This window comes from Shewanella sp. NKUCC01_JLK (assembly GCF_019345615.1).
Classification (GTDB): domain Bacteria; phylum Pseudomonadota; class Gammaproteobacteria; order Enterobacterales; family Shewanellaceae; genus Shewanella; species Shewanella oncorhynchi.
This window is the reverse complement of record NZ_JAHKRD010000003.1, coordinates 25547-44095: the sequence shown is the minus strand read 5'-3', so window position 1 is coordinate 44095 and position 18549 is coordinate 25547. Positions and strand designations below refer to the sequence as shown.

13 protein-coding genes, 1 pseudogene and 1 riboswitch are annotated in these 18549 nt (G+C 45.2%); of the genes and pseudogenes, 9 read left to right on the top strand and 5 right to left on the bottom strand.

Annotated features, from left to right (window positions below):
* Positions 1-102: 102 nt before the first annotated feature.
* Positions 103-1308 (top strand): DUF418 domain-containing protein, encoded by a 1206-nt coding sequence (locus KO537_RS04080; protein WP_219234024.1) that lies wholly within the window; start codon positions 103-105, stop codon positions 1306-1308.
* Between the two features lie 29 nt (positions 1309-1337).
* A complete protein-coding gene (locus KO537_RS04075) occupies positions 1338-1877 on the top strand; it encodes a DUF1294 domain-containing protein (protein ID WP_251071017.1) in 540 nt (179 codons plus the stop codon).
* Positions 1878-1956: 79 nt separating this feature from the next.
* Here the strand turns inward: KO537_RS04075 and KO537_RS04070 are convergent, their stop codons facing one another.
* On the bottom strand, positions 1957-2571 hold the full coding sequence (locus KO537_RS04070; protein WP_219233912.1) for a TetR/AcrR family transcriptional regulator: 615 nt from the start codon (positions 2569-2571) through the stop codon (positions 1957-1959).
* Between the two features lie 277 nt (positions 2572-2848).
* Between KO537_RS04070 and KO537_RS04065 the strand changes: the two genes are divergently transcribed.
* On the top strand, positions 2849-3328 hold the full coding sequence (locus tag KO537_RS04065) for an HPP family protein (protein ID WP_131523614.1): 480 nt from the start codon (positions 2849-2851) through the stop codon (positions 3326-3328).
* An 82-nt stretch (positions 3329-3410) separates the two neighbouring features.
* Here KO537_RS04065 and KO537_RS04060 read toward each other — a convergent pair whose 3' ends face one another.
* Positions 3411-4766, bottom strand: a complete 1356-nt coding sequence (locus KO537_RS04060; RefSeq protein ID WP_219233911.1) for a TIGR00366 family protein — start codon at positions 4764-4766, stop codon at positions 3411-3413.
* A gap of 250 nt (positions 4767-5016) precedes the next feature.
* Here KO537_RS04060 and KO537_RS04055 point away from each other — a divergent pair, with 250 nt between their 5' ends.
* From KO537_RS04055 to KO537_RS04045, 3 genes and pseudogenes are all read left to right on the top strand, one after another.
* On the top strand, positions 5017-5487 hold the full coding sequence (locus KO537_RS04055) for an FKBP-type peptidyl-prolyl cis-trans isomerase (protein WP_219233910.1): 471 nt from the start codon (positions 5017-5019) through the stop codon (positions 5485-5487).
* 216 nt (positions 5488-5703) lie between these two features.
* On the top strand, positions 5704-6732 hold the full coding sequence (locus KO537_RS04050; RefSeq protein WP_219233909.1) for a DUF4062 domain-containing protein: 1029 nt from the start codon (positions 5704-5706) through the stop codon (positions 6730-6732).
* Positions 6733-6793: 61 nt separating this feature from the next.
* Positions 6794-7024: pseudogene (locus KO537_RS04045) on the top strand (FKBP-type peptidyl-prolyl cis-trans isomerase); the annotation flags it as partial.
* Positions 7025-7156: 132 nt separating this feature from the next.
* Here KO537_RS04045 and KO537_RS04040 read toward each other — a convergent pair.
* Positions 7157-9763: a glycosyl hydrolase family 18 protein gene (locus tag KO537_RS04040; RefSeq protein WP_219233908.1), complete on the bottom strand. Its 2607-nt coding sequence runs from the start codon at positions 9761-9763 to the stop codon at positions 7157-7159.
* 113 nt (positions 9764-9876) lie between these two features.
* Positions 9877-9965, bottom strand: a riboswitch (cyclic di-GMP riboswitch).
* Between the two features lie 350 nt (positions 9966-10315).
* Positions 10316-11101 carry an ROK family protein gene (locus KO537_RS04035; protein ID WP_028761333.1) on the bottom strand — a complete coding sequence of 262 codons (786 nt, stop codon included), beginning with the start codon at positions 11099-11101 and terminating at the stop codon, positions 10316-10318.
* Between the two features lie 393 nt (positions 11102-11494).
* On the opposite strand from KO537_RS04035, the gene KO537_RS04030 reads away from it, so the two are divergent.
* On the top strand, positions 11495-13282 hold the full coding sequence (locus tag KO537_RS04030; protein ID WP_219233907.1) for an aminopeptidase P family protein: 1788 nt from the start codon (positions 11495-11497) through the stop codon (positions 13280-13282).
* 173 nt (positions 13283-13455) lie between these two features.
* Here KO537_RS04030 and KO537_RS04025 read toward each other — a convergent pair whose 3' ends face one another.
* The gene (locus KO537_RS04025; protein ID WP_028761335.1) at positions 13456-14721 is read right to left on the bottom strand and encodes an HD domain-containing phosphohydrolase; all 1266 of its coding nucleotides are present in this window, start codon (positions 14719-14721) and stop codon (positions 13456-13458) included.
* A 531-nt stretch (positions 14722-15252) separates the two neighbouring features.
* Between KO537_RS04025 and KO537_RS04020 the strand changes: the two genes are divergently transcribed.
* Entirely contained in the window at positions 15253-16821 is a 1569-nt protein-coding gene (locus tag KO537_RS04020; RefSeq protein WP_173243542.1) for a methyl-accepting chemotaxis protein, read from the top strand.
* Between the two features lie 361 nt (positions 16822-17182).
* Complete coding sequence (locus KO537_RS04015) at positions 17183-18484, top strand: DEAD/DEAH box helicase (RefSeq protein WP_173243539.1); 1302 nt, start codon at positions 17183-17185, stop codon at positions 18482-18484.
* The last annotated feature ends 65 nt before the right edge of the window (positions 18485-18549 follow it).

Genomic DNA, 18549 nt, shown 5'->3' with positions numbered 1-18549 from the left:
GTGTTGACTGTATTTCATTGGAGGCTAGCGCCTGCTAGGCTAGCCCTCCCAAATTCCAGTGAAAAGTGGAACATGTCTACTAGCGAAAGGAACTCAGCTAACGTGCCAGCCAACTTACCTAAAGACCCTTGGTCAAGATCAGACTCCACGCAACCTGTTGTAATGACGATACCCGCACAGCGTAATGCCAACCTCGATGCTATTCGCGGCTTAGCTGTGTTGGGGATATTTTTTATGAATATCTATTTTATGGGCATTACTTTTTTTGGCTATGCGCCCCATGAAACACAGCCGCTGTCGGATCACATTATCAAAGTGTTCAGTAACTTTTTCATCGAGGCACGCTTTATCAGTCTGTTTTCCATCTTGTTTGGTGTCGGGCTTTTTATTCAATATCAGCGATTTAGCGCCAAAGGCCTAGAAGCTTATTCCCTACTGCGATCACGTTTAAAATGGTTAATTGTATTTGGCCTACTCCACGGCATTTTTATTTGGTCAGGTGATATTTTATTCACCTATGGCATCAGCGGATTTTTAGCTTTGTGTTACAAAGATTTAAGTGTTGAAGCCCTTAAGCGCAAAGCGAATATTTTTATTTTAAGCGCCTTAGTTATCATCACGCTGGTTAGCCTTACGGGCAGCGATGAACCTTTCACTCGAGAATCGAGTCTATTTGCAGAGCAATACAGCGCATGGACCTCTGGCTATGCCGACCAACTGTTACTGCAATTGATGCAAGTTGGCTATATGGCACTGGTGATCCCTTTTACCATAATGTGGTTTACGGCTGGCTTGATGTTGCTCGGCATGGCTTTGTATCAACAAGGGACTTTTGAGCAAGGTTTTAGCAAATCGGTACTGGTGAAGTTAGTGCTAGCAAGCGTAACGCTATCACTGCTTGATACCATCTTAGGTTTAACGAAAAATACTATTCTTGTTGCGTTTTCAGATGTGTTAATCATGCTAAGTGCTATTCCTATGGCGCTGATTTACATCCATATTATAGTTAAAGTTTGCCAGAATAATCCTAATATACTGACTCCGCTGCAAAATGTTGGCAAACTCGCGTTTAGTCTCTATATTCTGCAATCCATCGTTGGCGTGTTAGTGTTTAGACACTTAGCTCCCGAATTGCTATTGAGCTTAGATAGATGGGGATACATGGCCATGGCGCTGGTTTATTCAGTAGTGCAATTACTGTTAGCCAGCCTGTACTTACGCTATTTCAAGCAAGGGCCGCTGGAGAAACTGTGGCGCCACCTCGCATTTAAAAAATACACGGCATCACAAGAACACAAGCAAGCTTAAAAACACTGACACGAGATTGATACCAGATAATGACAAACAAAAAACCTGCCAAAACAGGCAACAGCGCTTCACCTCAAAACTATCGCCCGCAAAAGAATCGAGCACAAAGCGGTCGTGCTCAGAACAGTCGCACTTCAAATAATCGTGCTCAAACAACCAATCGCGCCCAAAGTAGCCGTACTCAAAAATCAAATGCAGCCACTTCAGGATCAAGCCTTATGCCGCTGTTATTGGTGGTGATTTTTCTTGCAGGCTTAATCGGCGCAGCGCAGCAACATATGTTGCCAGTCGGAATTACGGGCATGTATCTCACACTAAGCCTGCTCACCTTTATCGCCTATGCCATCGATAAATCCGCCGCTAAACGTAACAAATGGCGCACTAAAGAAAGCACATTACATCTGCTCGCCCTCATGGGCGGTTGGCCCGGCGCTCTATTTGCCCAAAACCTGTTAAGACACAAGTCCGTTAAAGCCTCATTTAGAAACGTCTTTTGGCTCACCGTTGTCGCCAACTTAGCCGTGCTGGGTTATGGCATAAAAACTGGCGCCGTAGATATGTTTATCTAATGCTCTTATGTAAGGGCTTTTATACAATGGCCTTTATATGAGGCGCCTTATCTAAGAATCGCTATCTAAGGGTGGCACTCTAAGCAGCATGAGTCGCGGTATCGATCAACTGCTCAACCACAGACAACGCCAACAGTGCTGACTGAGTGTCACCTTTTAGTTGCGCCGACACTGTCGCACCCTCTTTGAGTAAACCTATTGCCGCAACGAGAAATTGGGTCTTTGCTTCTGGCAAGCCCAATGCCGATACTTGCTGTTCAATTAAACTCGCCACTCGCAGTTTATGCAGGGCGCAGAGTTGGTGCACTGGATGACTCGGCTCAGTAAATTCGGCGCTGACATTGATAAAAAAACAGCCGCGAAACTCACACAGTTGCGGCACTCTTTGATTAAACCAATCATCGAGCGCGATAAATAACCCACCAATGCCCTCCCGTCCCGCTGGCAATGCGTTAACTCGCTCGCTAAGCCATTGATAAAATACCTCATCACGATAGCGAACCACGGCTTCAACTAACTCATCTTTACTGGCAAAGTGGTGGTACAGGGTCTTTTTGGCGATCGCCGATTCCTGCAAAATCTGGTTAATCCCCACCCCATGCACACTTTGAAAATAAAACAGTTTAAATGCGGTAGTGACCAATTGCTGCCGTTTATCCGATGGCGTACCTGCCTGAATCTCAGTGCCCTGCATCAACTCATTCCTCTTCTTTGGTAAACATTTGTTAGCAAATCTTAGCTAACAAATATGAGTCCTATCTTCTCACGAGTAGACAAGTCAGTCTACTCGTGAGAACATTCACATCGGTAGACAAATCTGTCTACTTCGATAGCTAAATTAAGTTAATAGTGAAATCAAGAGTGAACACGGAACACCACAGCATGTTAGCGGCGATGGTTTGCCTGAGCATTCACGTCCACAATTCATGATCAAAATAAGGGCTTAACACAAGCCATTAATGGGAGAAAAGATGCAAAGAATCAATCCACAGAATCTAAAGATGGCCTTGCTCGCAGGGTGTGGAGCCACGTTGTGTATCAGTAGTTTAGCGACGCTTGAACAACTAACACCGCAAACCATTTGGTTGATGGCCCCCTTTGGTGCCACTATGGTGTTGTTGTTTGCCTTGCCAGAAAGTCCACTCGCTCAACCGAGAAACATTCTCTGCGGCCACTTACTCACGAGTTTGGTTGGACTGATCATTCTAAATACTTTAGGAGTCTCCCCGCTAGCCTTAGGGCTTGCGGTCGGATTAGGCATAGCGGTGATGATGCTAACCCATACTGTGCATCCACCCGCGGGAGCTAATCCTCTGGTCGTTATGCTCACGGCGCAGCACTGGGATTTTCTGTATATGCCCGTCGCCAGTGGTGTTGCGCTCATTCTGGCTTTTGGTTGGCTGTATCACAACTTACTTTGCCGCCGGCAATACCCACAAAAGTGGTTTTAATCATTCATCGCCAATAAAAAAGGGCAATTTTAAATTGCCCTACACTTTACTCTAAAATGCAAAATTGGCTGTCATTTTGCCTTTAAAACCAGCTCAACGCGATACTGATAATCACGCCAGTGATCATCAATTGCATTAAACAAAAGCCCATAATATCCCGCGCTTTTAAGCCTGCAATCGCCAGCACGGGCAGTGCCCAGAAAGGTTGAATCAAATTAGTCCACGCATCTCCCCAAGCAACGGCCATTGCGACCCGAGCAACATCTGCACCTAAAGCCTGTGCAGCGGGTAGCATAATCGGTGCCTGCACCGCCCATTGGCCACCTCCCGATGGCACAAAAATATTCACAATTCCTGCACTGATAAAGCTCCAAAATGGCAGGCTCTCGGCGCTAGCGATGGCCACAAAACCTTCCGAAATACTTTGGGCCAAACCCGATTGCACCATCACAGCCATAATGCCCGCATAAAAGGGAAATTGGATAACAATACCTGCGCCGCCCTTAATGGCCTCATTCAAACTGGTTAATAAACTGCGTGGTGTTTGATGTAACAGTATGGCGAGGAATAAAAATAAGAAGTTCACTAAATTGAGGTTTAAGCTGCCGCCCTGCACCCAAAAGTAATAACCTAAATATACAAGCCCAGCGCCACCGACGCTCCAGCCGAGTAAACGGCTATTTTCTAACTTATCCGCAGGACGGCTTTCAGGCTGACGCTCGCTCATATTTGCAGAGTTAAGCTCTAACGCCGAAGAATCAAGTTCAGCGTCTTTGTCATCAAGGGCGCTTGGGTCGACATAAACACTGTCTTTTTCTTCTGGCAACATAAAGCGATTCACTAAGGGCATGACCACAAACAGAATTGCCACTAACAATAAATTATAACTCGCGAAAATGGTGTCACTGGTGGGGATGATACCGATTTGCGATTCAGAGAAATGCCCCACCGTCGCTATGGTTAATGGGATCGAACCCGCAAGCCCACCATGCCAAACCACAAAGCCGGAATAGGCGCTGGCGACCAGCAGCCGATAATCCACTTTTACTTTGTGAGCTAAGGCTTTGGCAAATAACGCGCCCACCACTAGCCCAAAACCCCAGTTAATCCAACTGGCGGCCAGTGACACCAAAGTCACTAAAATAATGGCTTGTGGTGCCGACTTAGCCAATCCAGCAATGGCATCGAGCAGCTTTTTAATCGGCGGGGAGCTTGCCAACATAAATCCTGCCACCAGCACTAACAGCATCTGCATCGAAAAACTTAACAGCGTCCAAAAGCCATCACCCCAATAATTGATGACTTCCAGCGGGGTTTTATGTTCGGCAACCACAGCAGCAATTAATACGACTAAGGTAAGTAAAAGCACGAAAATATAGGGATCGGGTAGATATCGGTCGACGAGTTTGACCAGAGGTTTTGCCGCTTTGTTTAACATAGACTTTCCTTGTTTATTATCTGAACTAAAACGTCAACACGCCCTAGTTCTTATTTGTTTTTATTGAATTTTTATTGAGTCTTAAGCCCACAGATTAAGCGATCTCTAAAGCAGGATAAAGTCTTGAGGGAGTTTTTAACGGTTTGAACTGGTAGCACCAGATATCCAGCTCAACGCACACGCGGGTGCCGATAGCATCTGATGCTAAAAAACTGATAATATGGCAAAAATTAACTAAGGTGCTCTTTATATGAAAATGTTACTTGCCGTTGTGGTGATTGCTGGGGTGATTTTTTACTTCTTTACCTCGATGAACGACCAAAAAGCCGCCCAAGAAAATATCCGTTTAGGCAATGAGTTTTTAACACAAAACAAAACCAAAGAAGGTGTGATCACCACAGCTTCAGGTTTGCAATATCAAGTATTAACTCAGGGCGATGGCACAGTTCATCCTAAAGCCAGCGATACAGTGACAGTCCACTACCATGGCACTTTGATTGACGGTACTGTGTTTGACAGTTCGGTTGATCGCGGCGAACCCATCGCATTTCCGCTTAATCGGGTGATTAAAGGTTGGACCGAGGGCGTACAACTTATGGTTGTTGGCGATAAAATGCGGTTTTTTATTCCCAGTGAACTCGCCTACGGTAACCGTAGCACGGGCAAGATTGGTGGCGGGTCATTGTTAATATTTGATGTGGAACTGCTTAAGATAAACTAAATGTTTGTTCTATAGATGAAAGCCTCCAATCTCCACGGAGGCTTTTCCATTTTACTTAATAAGTTAATCCGAACGGATAATTTATCAATTTACCCTGTGCAATAAGTCACTTAGCTCTTATTCACTTCAAACAATTGTTGACACCTCTCGCCAATAGTTTAAACATAACCCTAATCCCCTCGATATTTTTAGACTTCAGCGGTAAAGGATTGCACATTGGCCATTCCCAGAGTATTCATCAGCTCCACCTGTTACGACTTAAAACACATCAGAGAAAATCTGAAATACTTTGTTAAAACTATAGGTTACGAGCCTGTTCTATCTGACGATGGCGATGTTTACTACAGTGTAGATGCGCATACACATGATGCTTGTCTTAGTGAAGTAGCCACTTGCCAATTGTTTATCTTGATCATTGGCGGCCGCTACGGTGGTGAACATAAAGACAAAGAAGGCTCTATCACCAACAATGAATATCGAGAAGCAGTCAAAAATAAGATCCCAATTTTCGCTTTAGTCGAGAGTGCAGTCTACTCAGACCATCACACCTATCTTTCAAACAAAAAAAGTAACCCTGATTTTTACGAAAAGATCGCATACACAAGTATCGATAACATCAAAATTTTTGGTTTCATCGATGAAGTAAGAAAAAACAGTCTTAACAATGCATTAGTTGCATTCAATAATTTTTCTGATATGGAAAGTTACCTAAAAAAACAATGGGCTGGAATGATGTATGACTTGCTTGCCGAAAGAAAGAGAGCTGATAATGCAAGAATAACAAACAGATTAATTGATGATCTTAGTATTGCGGCAAAGAAAACTGAAGAACTAACGAAATTATTAGTTCGCTCAACTAATATTGACCATATTGAAGAAAAAATTAGTGAAATTGACTTAAAAGCCAAAGCAGAAAGCTTTATGGGGTGGCTATATGATTACTTTGGGACCGCTCAAATAATAATTGAACTGAGTAAAATTCCAGATATTCGTAAGTATGATAGATGGTTTGATTATTTAGCTGCAACTAAAGCGTTTGAGATTGAGTTCTATAAGGACGATGAAGGTGAAAATGTATTTATAACCAATCGAAGCACCTGTAAAACGATAGAAATATGGGAAACTGAGCGAGAAAATACAACTCTTGCAAATCATCAAGGTATACAAGAAGCATTCGAGGCACTAAAACAAGTTGATGACTTTACAAGGGATCATATCTTTCAGAACTTATTTTTCATTGTTTAAATGATGATTTTAACTACTCGATTGAAACTCAAAATTAAACTGTAGTTGCATTACAAACAGCACTTTGATTGACGGTACTGTGTTTGACAGTTCGGTTGATCGCGGCGAACCCATCGCATTTCCGCTTAATAGGGTGATTAAAGGTTGGACTGAGTGCGTACAGCTTATGGTTGTTGGCGATAAAATGCGGTTTTTTATTCCCAGTGAACTCGCCTACGGTAACCGTAGCACGGGCAAGATTGGTGGTGGTTCTGTGTTAATTTTTGATGTGGAACTGCTTAAGATTGATTAAATCAGTCTTCAATGAGTCTGTCTTAACGCATTCGGCTGTATTCATAAAAAAACCTAACGCTTAATAAAGAAAAAAGCCCTGAATCTTCGCAGGGCTTTATTTTTTAACCAATAATATCAAAATTTTGGATAATTACTGGCAGGTTGCCGCGCCAATATCAACCCATACTGCTGCAACACCCGGTACATCACCTTTAGTCCAGTAACTCGCCTTCCAAACACGACCGTTATAGCGAGTAGTTTGACCGCCGTTATACACCACACCCGCATCCCAACCGAGATCAACTTGGCTGAGTAGCTGCCATTGGTCTGCGGTGCGAGATGGCGTATTGCCCTGAGTCCAATACTTTGCTTTCCATACCAACTGACTATGACTCACAGTATTACCCGTGTTGTATACCACACTGGTTTGCCAAGCAGGATAGTTACCGGCATTGGGATCGGTTGCATCGCATCCACCGCCGACCACTTTTGGCGTCACGGTCAGATTCGTCGATGCACTTGCATCTAAGGCACCATCGGAAACCAGCACGCTCAAACCATAGCGAGTCGCTTCGGTAACATTGGGGCCAGTAACGACTAACGTGGCACTATTTTGCCCGGCTGCCGACACGCCTGCGGGCACAGTCCAAGCGTAGGTTAAGGCATCACCATCTGCATCGGAGGCATTCGCCACTATACTGACGGTTTTACCCGCTTCAACTGTCGCAGTCGGAGCCAGAGTCACTACAGGTGCTTGATTAGGCGTATCAGCCTTGTTCGTCACCAGCACAGTATCGCTGGCAAATAGCCCTTCAGGATCGGTGACTTTAAGGCTAAAACCATAGGCGACATCGGTTTGGGTTGCTCCCAGTTGAATAGTCGCATTCGCCATATCTGCGTTTGCGATGGTAATAGTTGGGCCAGACACTTGCGTCCAAAGATACGTCAGCGCGTTATTCTCAGGATCGCGCGAACCGCTACCATTGAGCGTCACATCGGCGGGACCGGTGACATTCACATCCGCGCCCGCATTGGCAATGGGCGCTTTATTCACTGGCGGAGTGGTGCCTTCACCATGGCCTAAACCTTCGTGCATGGCATTCAGAATGTCACCATTATCGGCATCAAGTTCCCACGCAAAAAGCCCACCAAGTTGATTAGAAAGCACATATTGCCCCTTGGCTTTAACTGAACGAGCATCATCGAAAGTGATTAAATCGCCAGTAGATGCCTTGAACAAAGATGGCGCCTCGGCCGTTTCGTCGTAGCTGTAAGTCCAACCACTTCCCATGTAATCGTTCGCTATCTGACGATAATCCACCACACCAGCTTCCCAAGTACCTTTCACTTTGCCCGTTGCCGTCCCCGTGAAAGGATTATTACCACTGTAGCCATTCACACCTGTCCAGCCGCGGCCATACATAGCGGCACCGACCACAATTTTCCCTGGGGTCACACCTTGGCCTAACAGCGCATTAACGCCATTAGCTGTGGTGTAACGGGTATTGGGATCCCAACTCGCTTCATACAGATTGGTTTGATGGCCGAGTTCAGTATTAGTCCAACCACCATTAAAGTCGTAACTCATCAAGAAGATGTAATCCATGTACTGCTGAGCAGCCTGATAATCGACTTTTTGAATTTTATCGTCACCAGCGCTAATAGCTGAGGTCAGCTCATAGGTACGACCCGTTTCGGCGCTTAGTTCATCAAGCATAGCCCGTAGTTCACGCATCAGAGTCACATAGGTTTCACCGTCATTGGCATTACCTAAATTTGGGTTAGCGCCATTCCCCCCTGGAAATTCCCAGTCGATATCCACGCCATCGAAGAATTTCCATGTCTGTAGAAACTCTTTCACCGAAGCGACAAAGATATCGCGCTTGGTTTTATCACCGAAGAAAAAGAAGGGATCCGAGAGGGTCCAACCACCGACCGAAGGTAAAATCTTCAAATCTGGATGTGCTTGCTTAAGTGCCATCAATTGACCGAAGTTCCCTTTGTAAGGATCTGAATGCTCACTCACTCCCGCCTGCGGTATTTGAATCGCTGCCCAAGGATCGTGAATCGCAACTTTAAAATCACCACGACCACTACAGGCACGTTGCAACGCTTCGAAACTGCCTTCGATTTCTTTCAAGCTATCATTGATGCCATCACCACCACAAATTGGGGTAAAGCCATATAAAATATGGGTTAAGTTTTGCGCAGGTATCTTATCGACCGGGAATTTACGACCGTATACGCCCCATTCGACAAAGTAACCGCCCACCACTTTGCTTGATTTATTAGCATAGGGACGGTTGTTTTCTTTTAGGGGAGCATTGAGTGGCACTAAATGGCTGCCGTCGGTATCAGCCACGAGGATTTGTTTAGCATCACTCGCCGTACAGCCATCGCTGTTACACAGTTGTACTTGCATCTGATAACGGCCGCCCTTGTTCACCTTAAAGTTAGCGGTTCCCGACGCGCCAGATGGGCCTTCCCAAACTACATTGCCGTTGAGTAACACTTGGGCTCTATTGCCCACATCGCCACTCCAAAGGTTCCAACTGACGGAGACATCGGCGGCATCTTTCACCGTAACTAATTGATTGTAAGCGGTAGCCGCTTGATTCACTTCAATAATAGCGAACTTAGTTTCGCCCCAACCTAAAGTCGGTTTACCGGGCGCCGCTGCAAAAACGCTGGCACTGATGGTAGATGCCAGCGCTGATGCCACTAGCAAGGCTGATGTTGAAATTTGAGTCTTGAACATGAGATATCCCTATTGAATTTTTATATGAATCAATAAGGCAAACAAAGCGTAGACAGGAAACAGCACTCTCTTAAAACCATGCAAAACGACTGACAACTGCACGAAGAAAAACCTGTGGTATCCCCGCTATCATAGGTACAGACGAACCCTTAGACCGGAGGCTTTGCGTCCCAGTTTTTCAACTGGTTTGCCTTTTACACACAATGACAACGTTGTCATTGCAAATATCAGCATAAGCGTAAGCGCAATAAAATTGCAACAAAATATTATCAACTGTGTTATTGGCTAAAATCGTAAATAGAACTAGGCATCTGATAAGAAAGGAATTATGCAAATTAAACTATCGCTAATATTTACTTTGGATAATGAGGATTATCTGAATACTTTAAGAATAAAAAAACAGGACTCGATATGCCAAAGGCATCATAAGTCCTGCTTTATATTTCACAATTTACGTCGCTTATGCAGCTAAACCTCAATCACTAAACATTCATAGCGCAAACCATAGTCGAGCAATATTTATTATCTTTATGCGCGGGGTATTTATGATCCTTATGCGCGGGGATAGTCCCTTGCGAGCATCACAGATAAACCGCGGCAAACCAAGGTCTCCATATCATCGACACGATTGATTTTCATCTCAGCTAAGGGCGCGCTTAATGCCATTTGCTTTAAGCTTTCGAGACAGCCTTTGTAGTAAGGAGCGCTATTCATCATACCGCCAGCGAGCCAAATTCGATTGGGATTAAATAAATTAACCGCCCACGCTAATCCCATGCCGAGATAACTGCCAGCGCGATATAAATCATCCTGAGTGGAGATTTTGCGGCTGCGCACTGAATCGCCACTGGCCAGTTGCTCTAAACTAAACTCGCCAGATTCTGTCATCACGCGACAAGGCCCCAACTCCCCCGCCACGCCCGTCGCTCCCGTAAAGACTTGTCCATTAAAGGCAATAGACATACCGATCCCAGTGCCGCACATGACCAATAACTCACAGGCATATTTAGCATCACAAGTCGCTTGCATACCCGCATCGATATCGTTGCAGATAAACTTAAGCTCACCTTGGGTTTTGACTGTATCGAAGCTCAATCCATTGAGTCCAGGTAAAGATTTACAAGAAACCAAACGATTATTTTGTACCAGTCCAGGTACGGCAATCGCTAGTTGGTAATGCTGTAAATCATAATCACGTTCAAACGCCGCGATTTGATTATTTAACTCTTCAATTTTAAAACCTTCACCTGTGGGGATTTTATATTGTTCTGTATGTCCCGCGAGCTGAAGTTCGAACAGGGCTTTAGTACCGCCCACATCTATTGTTAGTATTTGCATCGCTTACTCCACTGATACATGTGCCCCACTCTGACCCCGAGTGGAGATGGCAAATGTTAGCATAGGGTCCAAATGTTAGCGATTGAATAAAACTTAAGTTGCTAATTTGTAAGGAACAAGTCCTAATTAAAACATGACCAACCTTTTATTTAATTCACTTTTCATGCTCAAAATCACATAAATAAATTAACAACAAACCCCATAACCTCAAGCGTCTTACCTGCACAAATTCACGATTGTATACAAAATCCTTTATTCGCTACCCTTGCATCTAGCGCGCTAGACTTGCGATAATCCGAGCCGGTTAAAACTCAAATCAACATAAACCTACTCATCCTTAGGCGATCTTCGCCTACCGACTCGCATAGCATGCCAGTCTTAATTGGAGCCCTTATGTCACAATCAATCGCTAACCGTCTCGGTGCTATTCGTAACGAATTAACATCTGCTAATCTCGATGCTTTTATTATTCCCCGTGCCGACGAATATCTGGGCGAATATGTGCCAGCACATAACGAACGTTTGTACTGGGCAACCAACTTTACCGGTTCGGCGGGTATGGCTATCGTATTGAAAGATAAAGCCGCAATATTTACCGATGGCCGCTATACGGTTCAAGTTCGTTTGCAAGTCGATGCCACACTTTTCAGTTATGAAAGCCTAACTGATACACCACAAATTGAGTGGTTATGTGACACGTTACCAGCGGGGTCTCGCGTTGGCTTCGATGCGCGCTTACACACCTTAGCTTGGTATGAAAATGCCAAAGCAACCTTAAATAAATCCCAAATCGAATTAGTTGCAGTTGAACAAAACCCCATCGATTTGCATTGGCAGAATCGGCCAGCACCGTCGAACGCTCCTATCACTTTGTTTAGCAACGAGAGTGCTGGTAAAACCAGCCTGCAAAAACGCATTGAAATTGGTGCATTAGTAAAAAAAGCCGGTGGTGATGTCGCCTTAATCGCCGCCTTAGATTCTTTCTGCTGGCTACTCAACATTCGCGGCAATGATGTACCGCGCCTGCCCGTTGTACTCGGCAGTGCCCTGCTCCACGCCAATGGCGATATGCAGCTTTTCACCGATTTAAGCAAACTCCCAGAGGGCATTGAGGAGCATGTTGGTGCTGGCGTAAGCTTTAAGGGCGAGGCATCTCTTGCCGATACACTCGCCAGCATGCAGGACGTAAAACTACTGGCCGATCCGAATTCTGCAAACGCTTGGGCACAAAACATTGCCCGTGAGGCAGGAGCAAAATTGATAGCTGGAATCGATCCTGTCGCTTTACCTAAAGCGCAGAAAAACGCCGCAGAACTGGCCGGCATGCGTGCCTGTCATATCCGCGATGGCGTCGCCGTGAGTCGATTCCTTGCATGGCTCGATGCCGAAGTGGCAGCCAATCGTATGCACGATGAAGGCACCCTTGCGGATAAATTGGAAAGCTTTCGCCTAGAAGATGAGCGTTACCGCGAGCCAAGTTTCGACACGATTTCAGCTGCCGGTCCTAATGCCGCTATGTGCCATTACAATCACAACAATGGCACACCAGCCATGATGACAATGGACAGCATCTACTTAGTGGATTCTGGCGCTCAGTATATTGATGGCACGACAGATGTGACCCGTACCATTGCGATAGGTGAAGTGACCGATGAGCATAAAAAAATGGTTACGCTGGTGCTAAAAGGTCATATTGCCCTCGACCAAGCACGCTTCCCAAAAGGCACCTCAGGTCAGCAGCTCGACGCTTTCGCCCGCCAATATTTATGGCAACATGGTTTTGATTACGATCACGGTACAGGCCATGGTGTGGGTCATTTTTTAAGTGTGCACGAGGGTCCGCAGCGCATAGGTAAAAATGTCAACGGTATCGCATTGATGCCCGGCATGGTGCTTTCCAACGAGCCGGGTTACTACCGCGCTGAGAGTTTTGGCATTCGCTTAGAAAACCTCGTCGTAGTGCAACACTGTGAAGCACTTAAAGGGGCTGAGCGTGAAATGTATGAATTCGATGCGTTGACTATGATCCCTATGGATGCGCGCCTTATTGATAAGAGCCTGTTAACGCAAGGGGAAATAGACTGGTTTAATGCTTATCATCAGCAAGTATTCAATACACTTTCTCCGTTGATGTCAGGGGATGAATTGGCTTGGTTAACTCAAGTGACTAAAGCAATTTAGCACTCCGCTGATAAATAGCGATTTAAGTCGTTATTTTAGTCACTTACGCGCTATAAAATAGAACGCCCAAGGCAATTAGCATTGGGCGTTTTTTTAGCGCTATCAGTGTGTTTTAAAACCCACGCCTTATTTCAAAACCATGATTTCAAAACACGATTTAAAAACATGAGTCGCTAAACCATAGTAGGTTGTGCCATCGGCTGATAAGCATCATCCAGCGATGCTTTAGACAACACTTCAAAGTCCTGATGAATTTCAATAAAACAATCGACTAATTCAGGGTCGAAATGCTGACCTTTGCCTTCAATAATTAAGTCGATAGCCTCTTGGTGGCTAAAGGGCCGCTTATAACATCGGGGAGAAGTCAGCGCGTCATAAACATCAACTAGGGCCACTATCCTCGCCGAAAGCGGAATATCTTCACCTTTCAAACCAAGGGGATAACCACTACCATCCCACTTTTCATGGTGACCCGAAGCAATATCGCGGCCCATCTGAATAAAAGTACATTGGGGCGCATATTCCAACAAACTGCGTAGCACTTGTCCCCCGATCACAGGATGAGCTTTAATTTGTTCAAACTCCTGCGGCGTTAGTTTACCCGGTTTAAGCAAAATCGCATCGGCAATACCGACCTTACCTATATCGTGCAAAATGGCCGACAAACTAATGTCTTGAATATAATCTTCGTTCAATTCTGCAGGAGGATTGGCGGCCAGTAGTCGCTGCGACGCGAGCATTTTCGAATACTGCCGCATACGTAGCAAATGCGCGCCCGTTTCGTTATCTCTGTATTCGGCGAGTTTAGCTAAGCCTAATACGGTAGCTTGGCGTGATGCTAAGGTTGAATCGAGTGCGTCAGCCAACTTACCTAATAAATAAGTAATAGTTAACGTCAACATGGCATTGGTCACGATAAAATTGACCACCACAACGGCCCAAATACCGACGCTATAACCTTGGGTTTCAGGCCAATTGAGCCAATTAAAATGATAGGCAAAACCAATCAATACCAAACTTAGCCCATTCAAACACTGGGCATATAAGCTGGCTCGATTTCCTAAAAATATACCGACTAACGGCGGGAAAATAAATAACCAGAAAAAACCTGCTCCCGAAGGGCCAATCGCAATTAAAAAACCGATGCCAATTGCATAACCCAGCAAGCAGCCACAGCCAAAACGCGTACTATCAGCAAGCTTAGGAAAATACAGTAAAAGCAGTAAAAACAGATAAGCCAGCGTATCAAATACCACCATAAACCAGAGATCGGCGATGACGCATAAATACACACTAGTGATGTATACAGGCACGCAGAGAATCGCTAGAAAGCCAAATAAACGTTCAAAAATCAAACGTCGCCAATGTGGCAGTGCCGCCGCTGTTCCCAAGGACGCTGTGGCTAATTTAGTTACACCACGCCTAAGTGATATCGCCATGGGAAGTTCCTCTTATGTAGCATTCCCGCTGTGAGCTAATAAACTAGAAGAGCAAAATCAAGATACACCACTGAAGCAAGGAAAAATAAACCATCTTTTGTTGCCCATTAAAGAATAGACTAAGGCCAATAAAGCGCTCCATGAATACTGCGATATCAAGCCGAATCAACGACATTAGTCCAATATCATCGAACATAATTTATATTTAAGATGAATGACAAATACCCACTCAAGACATAAAAGAATAACCCTATACAAAATACTAGAATTAACGATTTAACAGGATAAACGCTCGTTTAACTCCACATTCTCGCTACTTAAAAACTTTATATATTGCAATAGCTTATAAATACGACGAACGATTGATTTTCACCAGTCAGCCATGAGAAACCGCTCTCCTATACCCACACAAAAATGATACTCTTATCACATAACAAGCTTACTCCGATGAGAGTCAGCACAAGAAAATTCGCGCCTAACACCGCGCCCTGAACCCTAATGAACCACATCGGCCCTGAATGGACACACTAAATGAGCCAGAGTAACGCCTCAGCGAATAAAATAGTTAATACACAGAGATCAGATCAAGAAATCTGCTTAACACCACAAGATGAACTCATTTCCACCACTGATACTCGCGGTATCATCACTTACGTTAACGCCCGTTTTGCCGAAGTCTCAGGCTATAGCGATCAAGAATTGATTGGCAGTGCACACAATATGGTGCGCCATCCGGATATGCCGAGCGCCGCCTTTAAAGAAATGTGGGGAAAACTTAAGTCGGGCCAATCTTGGCGCGGCATAGTCAAGAACCGCTGTAAAAATGGTGGCTTCTATTGGGTTGATGCCTTTGTTTCGCCCTTGTTTGAAAACGGCACTATTATTGGTTACCAATCGGTGCGCATTCAGCCTCAAGCCGCCTACGTCACGAAAGCTAATGAGATTTACCAAAGACTCAAATTAGACAAATCCATTCCTAAACCCTTAAGTTTAATGCAAAAACGTATCGTATCTGCGGTTGTAGCCTCCACAGGTTTACTGATCGCTGGCTACTTTTGGGGCTGGGGCGTAATTATCGCAGGGGCGATTCTGATGAGTTTAAACCTCGCCATTTTCTACGATGAGGCTTTTCGTATTCCCGCTAAACTGATTGAAATGCAAAACAAATATGACTCTATCAGTCGTTACATTTACTCGGGTGCAGATACCTCTTCTATCCTCGATTTCCAGCTCATCATGCTACAGGCCAAAATGAATGGCGTACTTGGGCGTACCCAAGATCAAGCCAATCAATTACATGCCATTGCCGATCAATTAGTGGTCGCGACCGAGCAAACCTATGTCAGCCTAGATCAAGAGAAAAGTCAGCTAGAACAGCTCTCTGGCGCGATGGAAGAAATGAGTTCAACCATCACAGAAGTGGCGCAGAATACCCATCTCACCTCTACCAGCATCAATACCGCCTATGCTCTCTGCCTTAAAAGCAGTGCCAACATGAAGGCCAACACTCAAAAAATGGAGCAACTGGCAAAGTCTGTTGCCGATGCCACCAACAATGCCCATCAATTAAATAAAGAAGCCGAGCAAGTCGCTAATGCGATGGGCGAAATTGACTCTATTGCCGAGCAAACTAATCTCCTCGCCCTCAATGCCGCGATTGAAGCTGCCCGTGCGGGTGAACAAGGCCGTGGGTTTGCCGTGGTCGCCGATGAAGTACGCGCCCTATCGAGCAGAACCCAGCTATCGACCAACAGTATTTCTAAGAGTGTCGATAAGATGTTCACTATGCTCAACGCATGGGCCAAAGAAATGGAACAAAGCCGTCAACATGCGGAGCGTTGTGCCAGCGATATTCAGCTGTCAGCCGACAATGTAAACACCATTTACCAAGAAGTGAGTGATATCCACACCTTTGCCCAACAAAATGCAGTGGCAGCCGATCAACAGCGTCAAGTGGTCAATGAGATCGCCAGTAATATTCACTCCATCACCCATGCCAGCGCCGAGAACTTAGCTGCAACCCATCTGATTGGTGATGCAGCCCATCTTCTAAAACACAATGCCGAAAAAGCCCTCGGCCTGAGGCGCACCTTCGGTTAAACATAAGTACAAGATCCAAAATACCGCAGCCTAGGTTGCGGTATTTTCTAATGTAGCGAGCTTTAATCCATATTGTTGAGTCCATATTTTACTCAACCCTTGTATAGATCAATAAGACCTAGCCCACCTGAACCAGTGCCAAGCCTTTTATCCCCTCCTGATGAAATGATGCAGATAAAATGCCAAAACACTAAAAAGTACAGGTTTTAACCGAAATTTTTGCTATACTCCGCGCCCGCCATTTTTCTTATAAAATCTGTGTGGAAGAATGAGCCAGCCGGTACACCTCTCTCCTTTAGACGAGTGATAAAGAGGCTAGTGGCGCTTGAATGTTTGAATAAGTGAATGATAGGAATCCAAAATGAGATTTGAATCTTTTAGTTTTTCCCCCGAGATTTTGCGCGCTATCTCAGATTGCGGTTATCAACAAATGACGCCTATTCAGCAGCAAGCGATACCTGCTATCCGCCGCGGCCAAGATGTCTTAGCCAGTGCCCAAACTGGTACGGGTAAAACCGCCGCTTTCGCGCTGCCGATCCTGCAAAAGATGGTTGAAAAGCCAAGCGAAACGCTAAAGTCGAATGCCCGCGTATTAATTCTTACGCCGACCCGTGAGCTTGCAGCTCAAGTGGCTGACAACGTCACGGCTTACTGTAAATATTTAAATTTCAGCGTATTAACCATTTACGGTGGCGTAAAGATTGAGACTCAAGCGCAAAAGCTGAAACGCGGCGCCGATGTGATTGTTGCCACCCCTGGTCGTTTACTTGAGCACCTTACCGCCTGTAACTTAAGCCTGTCGAACGTCGACTTTTTAGTGCTAGATGAAGCCGATCGAATGCTCGATATGGGCTTTAGCGCCGATATCCAAAAGATCCTTCAAGCGGTAAATAAGAAGCGTCAAAACCTGTTGTTCTCGGCCACTTTCTCAAGTGCGGTGAAAAAACTCGCCAACGACATGATGGTTAAACCGCAAGTGATCAGCGTTGATAAACAAAACACTACAGCCGACACCGTCAGCCAAGTAGTTTATCCGGTTGAACAACGCCGTAAACGCGAACTGCTTTCTGAGCTTATCGGCAAGAAAAACTGGCAACAAGTGTTGGTATTTACTGCGACCCGTGAAGCCGCCGATACGCTAGTCAAAGAATTAAACTTAGATGGTATCCCATCTGAAGTGGTCCACGGTGAAAAAGGCCAAGGCAGTCGTCGCCGAGCACTGCGTGAGTTTGTGGCGGGTGATGTACGGGTGCTAGTTGCCACCGAAGTCGCCGCCCGTGGTCTGGATATTCCAAGCCTTGAATACGTAGTCAACTATGACTTACCTTTCCTCGCAGAAGATTATGTACACCGTATCGGTCGTACAGGCCGTGCAGGAAAAACAGGCGTAGCCATTTCATTTGTGAGCCGCGAAGAAGAGCGCACGTTAGCTGATATCGAAAAATTGATTGGCCAACAGATTCGCCGCGTCACTGTGCCAGGTTATGAAGTTGGCAGCCGCGAATTGCTATTAAAGCAATTGCAAACCCGCCGCAGTTTTGCCAAAAAGCAACAAAGAACCGACAACGTCGGTGCTCAAGTTGCTGCTGAGAAAAACATGCAGGGCCGCCGTGTAAAAATGAAAGTTGGTCAAGCACCGAGCAAGACCAAAAAACTTAAGTAATTATCCGTTGATTGATATTATCAGTGTTTGTTAATATTGATAAAACAGCGATTTTAAAGCGTCCA